Origin of the sequence: Roseateles sp. 22389 (assembly GCF_052044995.1) — a bacterium.
Lineage (GTDB): Bacteria > Pseudomonadota > Gammaproteobacteria > Burkholderiales > Burkholderiaceae_C > Roseateles.
This window is the reverse complement of sequence record NZ_JBQEOF010000046.1, coordinates 1-713: the sequence shown is the minus strand read 5'-3', so window position 1 is coordinate 713 and position 713 is coordinate 1. Positions and strand designations below refer to the sequence as shown.

Sequence of the window (713 nt, the reverse complement as noted above, 5' to 3'; positions counted from 1 at the left end):
AGGGCAGGGGTGAGGGCCAGCGGCCTGCGCAGTCAGAAGGTTTCCCAGTCGCCGTCGTCGGCGGCTGGCGCGGGACGCGGCGGGGGCGCCGCGACCGACGGAGCGGCGGTCGCCGGCTTCGCCGCCGGCGGCTTGACCGCGCCATGCGCTGCGCCATTCGCACCGGGCCGTACCGCCTTCATCGGCGCGGGCTGGGTGGAGGCCATCTTCGTCACCGCGCCGGGCGCGGTCGATGCCGAGCGGGGCGATGCCGTTGACGCCGCCGACGCCGCCGACGTGGCCGGCCTCGCCGCCGGCGCGCGAGCCGCGGCCGTGGCCGGCGCCGCCCGTTTCACCCCCTCCATCGCGTCCTGCCCGAGCCGGAACACCGACACGATCTCCGTCAGCCGGTGCGCCTGGTCCTTCAGGCTCTCGGCCGCCGCCGCCGATTCCTCCACCAGCGCCGCGTTCTGCTGCGTCATCCGGTCCAGCTGCACCACCGCGTCATTGACCTGCGCGATGCCGGCGCTTTGCTCGGTCGACGCGGCGGTGATCTCGCCGATGATGTCCGTCACCCGCTGCACGCTGTGCACGATGTCGTTCATCGACTCGCCCGCCGCCTGCACGAGCCGCGACCCGGCCTCGACGCTGGTGACGCTGGCGCCGATCAGCGCCTTGATCTCCTTGGCGGCCTCGGCGCTGCGCTGCGCCAGCGAGCGCACCTCGCTCGCCAC

General features: G+C 74.8%; 1 protein-coding gene. It reads right to left on the bottom strand.

From position 1 onward, the window contains the following. Window positions 1–32 precede the first annotated feature (32 nt). A partial coding sequence (locus ACTJKJ_RS27295) for a methyl-accepting chemotaxis protein (protein ID WP_440823322.1) occupies window positions 33–713 on the bottom strand: 681 nt, incomplete at its 5' end.